The 5,426-nt window shown below is 39.9% G+C and carries 5 protein-coding genes; 1 reads left to right on the forward strand and 4 read right to left on the reverse strand.

Annotated elements, in window-relative coordinates; translation table 11 throughout:
* Positions 1 to 263: 263 nt before the first annotated feature.
* Positions 264 to 1,220, forward strand: coding sequence for a RimK family alpha-L-glutamate ligase (locus tag AN394_RS20730; protein ID WP_055022459.1), 957 nt, complete (start codon positions 264 to 266; stop codon positions 1,218 to 1,220).
* Here the strand turns inward: AN394_RS20730 and AN394_RS20735 are convergent.
* Genes AN394_RS20735 through AN394_RS20750 form a run of 4 tightly spaced genes read right to left on the reverse strand, consistent with a single transcriptional unit; the run spans position 1,217 to position 5,117 of the window.
* Positions 1,217 to 2,539 carry a HAMP domain-containing sensor histidine kinase gene (locus AN394_RS20735; protein ID WP_055022460.1) on the reverse strand — a complete coding sequence of 441 codons (1,323 nt, stop codon included), beginning with the start codon at positions 2,537 to 2,539 and terminating at the stop codon, positions 1,217 to 1,219. The two genes, AN394_RS20730 and AN394_RS20735, sit on opposite strands and share 4 nt — an antisense overlap.
* Positions 2,539 to 3,222, reverse strand: coding sequence for a response regulator transcription factor (locus tag AN394_RS20740; protein WP_055022461.1), 684 nt, complete (start codon positions 3,220 to 3,222; stop codon positions 2,539 to 2,541). Before AN394_RS20740 ends, AN394_RS20735 begins: the two co-directional genes overlap by 1 nt.
* A complete protein-coding gene (locus tag AN394_RS20745) occupies positions 3,222 to 3,755 on the reverse strand; it encodes a hypothetical protein (RefSeq protein ID WP_054553439.1) in 534 nt (177 codons plus the stop codon). Before AN394_RS20745 ends, AN394_RS20740 begins: the two co-directional genes overlap by 1 nt.
* 57 nt (positions 3,756 to 3,812) lie before the next feature.
* Positions 3,813 to 5,117: a DUF5666 domain-containing protein gene (locus tag AN394_RS20750; RefSeq protein WP_055022462.1), complete on the reverse strand. Its 1,305-nt coding sequence runs from the start codon at positions 5,115 to 5,117 to the stop codon at positions 3,813 to 3,815.
* Positions 5,118 to 5,426 lie beyond the last annotated feature (309 nt).

The following is a 5,426-nucleotide window of genomic DNA, read 5'->3' on the forward strand; positions in this document are numbered from 1 at the left end:
AATATGCCACTCATTCAGTGCAAATGCTGTAAGTGGCAGAATGAAGATTAATGCAAGCGTCCTGTTCACATGTTTCTCTTACGGGTTTTATGTTAACTCATTGTTATTTTTTACCTTAAGTTAACAACCCGGTCAATGGTTAATCACTAAGTAGTGGTTTTTATTATCGTGTCGATAAAATTAATTTGTTTTACTCGGCTTTGAATGCTCAGCATAATCCTCGCTTTTTTGTCACCGAAACTCAAAGACCAGAGGTACCAAGCATGCGCGGGTGGATCATTTATAAAGATAGCCAAGGCTTGTTAAAACAAGAAACCTATGAAGTAGAACGTTTACTTGCTGCAGCCGAAGAAGAGGGCATAGATTTACAAGTTTATTCGCCTGATCAATTTGACCTGACTATTACCCGTGAAGACGGTAAAAGTATTTTAATTGATGGTAAGTCAGTTGAGCTCCCCGATTTTGTTATCCCTCGCATGGGGGCAAGTACAACTTATTTTGCGCTAGCGATTATTCGCCACCTTGAACGTTTAGGTGTGTACTGTGTTAACAGTTCGCAATCCATCGAAACAGTGAAAGACAAACTGTTTGCACAGCAAATTCTTGCTGAATGTAATTTACCTACGCCGAATACCATGTTGGTTAAGTTTCCGGTGAATATTGATTTGGTTGAAAAGCAGATTGGCTTTCCTGTGGTTATTAAAACCTTATCGGGCTCGCAGGGGAGTGGTGTATTTTTATCAAAATCAAAAGAAGAGTTTGATGACTTAATGCAGCTGATTGAGGCTGCAAACCCACAAGCAAACATCATTTTACAGCAGTTTGTTAAGTCCAGTCATGGCCGTGATTTGCTAGTACTTACTATCGGTGGTCGTGCTGTTGCATGTATGGAACGTAACTCACAGGGTAAAAACTTTAAAGCCAATGTTAGTGCAGGTGGCACAGGTAAGTCATTTCCTATTACGCCAGAAATCGAATGGCTTGCAACCCAAACAGCGAACGTACTCAACCTTGATGTAGCAGGCATTGATTTATTGTTTGATGAGCAGCACTTTAAAATTTGTGAAGCAAACTCAAGCCCTGGCTTTGAAGGCTTAGAAGGTGCGTTGGGTATTGATGTAGCCAAAGAGATTTTGCACTTCATTCGCATTCGTTTAGGTATTTTTGATAAGCCCACAAAACCAGAAGCGCAAGAAAAAGCAGCTGAGAGCGCAGCTTAATCTTCGGTTATTTTTGCACAAAAGCCATTTTCTGAACTTAGAAATAAGTTGAGTGAATGGCGGTTGCAAATTGCTTGTACGGTTGCAAGGCCTAAACCAAACCCTTCTTTTTGACGCGCCGGATCGCTGCGATAAAAGCGTTTTGTGAGCTGTTGTAAATCATGTTCGTTGACACCCTTACCATTGTCGACAACTGATATACTTTTTTCAGCAATAATTATTTTAATCGTTGCGCCCTTACCAGCGTACTTTATAGCATTTTCGACTAGGTTAAAAATTGCTTGAAACAACAGGTTTCGATCACCGCTTAATTGCCAAGGTGAAGAAATAGCGACATCAATTGATTGACCGTTTTGTTCGGCACTGGGTTGTAGAATTTCACTAATATCATTGGCAAGTTGACTACTATCAATTGTTTCGAGCTGTAGCGGAAAATGTCCATGTTCTAAACGTGTGAGCTTTAGCATGGCGTCAAAGGTGTTAATGATACTATTGAGCTGTTCAAGCTCGTAGCCCATTTCTGGCAGCTTTTGTAAACGCTGCTCTAAATTAAGTTTTAATCGTGTCAGTGGGGTTTTTAGATCATGAGCGATATTATCGGTAATTCCCTGTACCAAAGCGAAATTTTCCTCTACTGCATCGAGCATTGTATTGATGTGAGCTGCTAAACGATCAAATTCATCACCTTTATCTTTATGGGATAAACGCGCGCTTAAGTTGCCATTTTGGACTTGTTCGGCTGTTGCATTGAAGTAGTTTACACGACGCAAGTGTCGACGAGAAAATAGGTAACCAAACAAGCCTGTTAACGCTATTGCTAAGATAAAAGTCCAACTAGCGATTGATTTGAAATCGATGATTAAACGTTGTAAATGCTCTGTGGCAGTGGCGAGCACGATATTGCCATAAACGGTTTTAACTTTGCCTGTTGTGAGTAGGCGTATTTGACCTCGTCCGGTATCAAGAACAGGAAAAACAACTGTTTCAGGGAGTGAGGGGATATTATCGGGTAAAAAGCTTAGCTGCTGGCTTTGTTCATAATCACTCTGCCAAAAAATTAAAACATCACCTTCGCTTCTGAAAACATCCAGCTGTTGAAAAAAGCTTTGCTTGTCAAATTCGGAGGCGAGCGCTTCGATACGTGTTTTTTCGGCATCAAGGCGCCGTTCAACTTGACGGCTTTGCTCGCCAAGTAACAGTTGGTAGATTAAAGTAATCGCAAGTAATAAAGTAACAGCGGTAATTGCTGCAAAGGCCAATGTTAAACGCCAAACTGAGCTTTTTCTTGGGTCGAACAAACGTAGGTTATTTTCGTACATTAACTCTCACTAGCTTTTAAGCGGTAGCCGACACCGCGAACTGTTTCGATTTCTAATTGCGCGGACGCTTCTGTGAGCTTTTTACGAAGCCTCGCAATATGCACGTCAATAACGTTGGTGCCAGGATCAAAATGATATTCCCATACCGATTCAAACAACAAGGTACGGGTGACTAATTTGTCTTGGTGATCTAATAAATACCTAAGCAATTTAAATTCTTTGGGCTGTAAATTAACAGTTTTAGTGTTTACTTCAACTCGTTGATTACTGTAGTCGAGCGTTAAATTGGCAAGACTAATTTCAGTGCTCAGTGGGGCATGAAAGGTATGCCGTTTTATTAAGTTTTCGACTCGAATAGCTAATTCAGAAAAAGAGAAGGGTTTTGTTAGATAATCATCACCGCCGGCTTTTAAACCTGTCACTCTGTCGTCTACTTTATCTAGCGCAGATAGTATTAATACTGGCGTTGTTTTGCCGGTTGCTCTTAATGCTAACAATACCTGTAAACCATCAAGCTTAGGAAGCATACGATCTAGAATAATCGCGTCGTAATGTTCACACGTCGCTAGCACAAGCCCTTGTTGACCATCTTCTGCGCAATCTAATGTGTAGCCTTGCTCAATAAAAGCCTTGTATAAAAACTCGCGATTTTGCTGATCGTCTTCAACTAATAATAGTTTCATTAATTGCCCCAACGAAGCAAAGGTAAGTTCTTACCCGTCTCAAGATCAATCGCTTTTTTGTGACGCCCTTTGCTGGTTACGAATGTGGCGACCATGTATGTGATACCCATGTCTTGCTCTAATTGGGCTTCAATTAGGTAGTGTGTTGGCTCACTATCTAGTTGTGTTACTAAACCATGTAATGTGTAACCTTTACGGCTCATCAAATTAGCAGCTGCTATTTCTTCTTGTTCATCAAGCTCCGGAGCTTCATACTCAAGCTCTATTACCTTTCCCGCACTGTCTAAAAGTAATTCGATAAATCGTTGTTTTTTAGCTTCATATAAAGTGACTTCAAATACGCTTTGACCATTTTCAATTTCCAGTTCAAACTCAACAATAACGGCATTTTTCGCATAGTGTTGTTCTATGTTATATAAAACTTCAGTCGGGGCAGGGGCTGTGCTTGAATCTAGCATATTAAAAATGGCTGAACTTGCAGCAAAAGCAAGGCCAGAAATTAAGCACAGGCAAGTTAAAACTAGTTTTTTCATAATATTTCGACATTAGTTTGGCAGCACGTTTAGTGCTGCCATTGTTGTATTTTGTTGTTAATCATCAAGCCTACATGCACGTACGATGTTATCTTGTACCCACTGGCATTCTAGATCAACATATTGTTCTGTAAAACTCGCTAAGCTGTTATCTTCACTGATGTAGCCGAATAAACTAGCCTGTTGCGATTCAGTTACTGTTACTATGCCTTTTAATTCAAGAGGTTCATTGCTGTTATCACGTTCGATTTCACTGACAATATAGCTCTGTCCATCAATAAGACCTTCAAGCTCTAACCATTCACCTGAAAGAGTATCTGCTGTTAACCCATCTTCAAAAACGGTTCTATTTGTGATTTTCAAGCTGATGCCATTGATAATAATGTTGCCATTGCTGTAATTGGCAAAGCCAGAAACGCTAAAATTACTGCTTAAATTAGGCGAAGTGTGGCTTTTCTCCAGATCTATTTCGTGGGCTAAAAACCAATTATTAGCTTGCTGCCAGATGGCATCTACTTCTATCGTATCTCCTATGGTTAATGTAGCGCGAGTGGTATCTTCAAATTTAGTTTGATCGGTAATACTCACTTGCCATTGATTGTTCAGGGTAACCAAGGAAGCGTCATTGTTGATGAAGGTAATTGTACCAAAAAGCGCTGTATCTAGATCGTCATCAGCTGTAAAGTTATGTTCAGCGTCAACCTCTTGTGCCATTAATAAGTTACCTTCTAAGCGGCCCTCTACTTCAACGAATTGATTGTTTTCTAATGCGCCGTCGATGTCTGCCTGTTGATATTGAACAGTTAAATCACCTAGTTTAAAAGTATAAGAGGCAGTGTTTAGATCTGTTATGAAACCTTCGAGTTCTAATTCTGCGCTGTTAGATAATGGTTGTTGGTAGGTAACCGTGAATTCACTATGGCTATTGTTATAACCGCTTAATTCAACCAGGCTACCATTTGAAAGGTTTTCGGTATTTAAATTATTTAACTTGAAGCCCGCAATTGTAGCGCCTTGTTCATTGATACTAACAGGCCCTTTAAAACTTGGATCATAATCAATCTGAGTTGCTTCTTTACCATTTGTTTCAACTTCAACCATCATACCCACTTTTAGATCGCTGATTAATGCGTGGTTGTCATCCACCTCAATGTCAGCATTATTTGTGGCTATTTGATGTTGGTTAACTGTAATACTATTACTTGATATCGCACTTACCTCACCGACTAATAAGCTTGGCAAAGTGAGAGTATTTTGTACCGGTTCCTCACTCTTACTACTACTGCCACAGCCTGAAAGTAGTACACTGATTGTTGCTAACGAAATAATAGATAGGCGATTTTGATTGATTAGTTTTGTCATGATTGGTCCTTAAATTAGTCAGTGTTTGCAGTTTAACTAAGTAAGGATTGCTTGAAGGTGGAGAGAAAATTAAATTTTGTTAATGTTTGGCATTGCAGTTCACGAGTTATGAACCCAATTTACTAGCCAATTAATATTTAGCCTTCAATAACAGAAATAACAGTATTGACCAAGAACCTGCGTTAAGCGGTTAGACCCACCCTTGATAGCCTGTAAAGTACCTGGCGTGTTAAAACACCGAGTAGGAGAAGAGGCACAAGGGCGCGAATACATCAAAGGGCCGAGGTAGCTCCTCATTATGAGCCCGCA

Origin of the sequence: Pseudoalteromonas sp. P1-26, assembly GCF_001401795.1 — a bacterium.
GTDB lineage: Bacteria > Pseudomonadota > Gammaproteobacteria > Enterobacterales > Alteromonadaceae > Pseudoalteromonas.